Source organism: Furfurilactobacillus milii, from assembly GCF_021654115.1.
Classification (GTDB): domain Bacteria; phylum Bacillota; class Bacilli; order Lactobacillales; family Lactobacillaceae; genus Furfurilactobacillus; species Furfurilactobacillus milii.
In genome coordinates, this window is record NZ_JAIWJF010000025.1 from 1 (window position 1) to 704 (window position 704).

General features: G+C 51.0%; 6 tRNA genes and 1 rRNA gene. All 7 read left to right on the plus strand.

Features of this window, described 5'->3' with window-relative positions:
- Positions 1–9 precede the first annotated feature (9 nt).
- The 7 genes from rrf (at position 10) to LDK34_RS12525 (ending at position 674) form a co-directional block, all read left to right on the plus strand.
- Positions 10–126: ribosomal RNA gene (gene rrf / locus LDK34_RS12495) — 5S ribosomal RNA — on the plus strand.
- Positions 127–133: 7 nt separating this feature from the next.
- A tRNA-Asn gene (locus LDK34_RS12500) sits at positions 134–206 on the plus strand.
- Between the two features lie 15 nt (positions 207–221).
- Positions 222–313 (plus strand) — tRNA-Ser (locus LDK34_RS12505).
- A gap of 8 nt (positions 314–321) precedes the next feature.
- Positions 322–394: transfer RNA gene (locus LDK34_RS12510), tRNA-Glu, on the plus strand.
- Between the two features lie 14 nt (positions 395–408).
- Positions 409–481, plus strand: a tRNA-Val gene (locus LDK34_RS12515).
- 9 nt (positions 482–490) lie between these two features.
- Positions 491–564, plus strand: a tRNA-Asp gene (locus LDK34_RS12520).
- A gap of 37 nt (positions 565–601) precedes the next feature.
- Positions 602–674 (plus strand) — tRNA-Phe (locus LDK34_RS12525).
- The last annotated feature ends 30 nt before the right edge of the window (positions 675–704 follow it).

Here is a 704-nt window from a genome sequence, read left to right on the forward strand (position 1 = left end):
CGCTCAGAGTGTGGTGATGATGGCACGAAGGATACACCCGTTCCCATGCCGAACACGGAAGTTAAGCTTCGTCGCGCCAAGAGTAGTTGGGGGATCGCTCCCTGCGAGGGTAGGTCGTCGCCATGCACATTATTCCGGCATAGCTCAGTTGGTAGAGCACCTGACTGTTAATCAGGTTGTCGACGGTTCGAGCCCGCCTGCCGGAGTTTAAAATTAGAAATGGAGAGTTGTCCGAGTTGGCCGAAGGAGCATCACTGGAAATGATGTAAGCGGGTAACAACCTGCTTCAAGGGTTCGAATCCCTTACTCTCCGTTTTATATGACCCCTTGGTCAAGTGGTTTAAGACACCGCCCTTTCACGGCGGTAACATGGGTTCGAATCCCGTAGGGGTCAATTTTTAATATTTTGGAAGATTAGCTCAGTTGGGAGAGCGTCTGCCTTACAAGCAGAGGGTCACAGGTTCGAGCCCTGTATCTTCCATTTAATGATGGTCCCATGGTCCAGTTGGTTAGGACGCCTGCCTGTCACGCAGGAGATCACGAGTTCGAGTCTCGTTGGGACCGTTGTTTATTGTAAATTTTTAAATACCAAATTTGGTATGGCTCGGTAGCTCAGTCGGTAGAGCAATGGATTGAAGCTCCATGTGTCGGCGGTTCGATTCCGTCCCGCGCCATTTCAGAGTATGGCGGAATAGCGAAGTGGC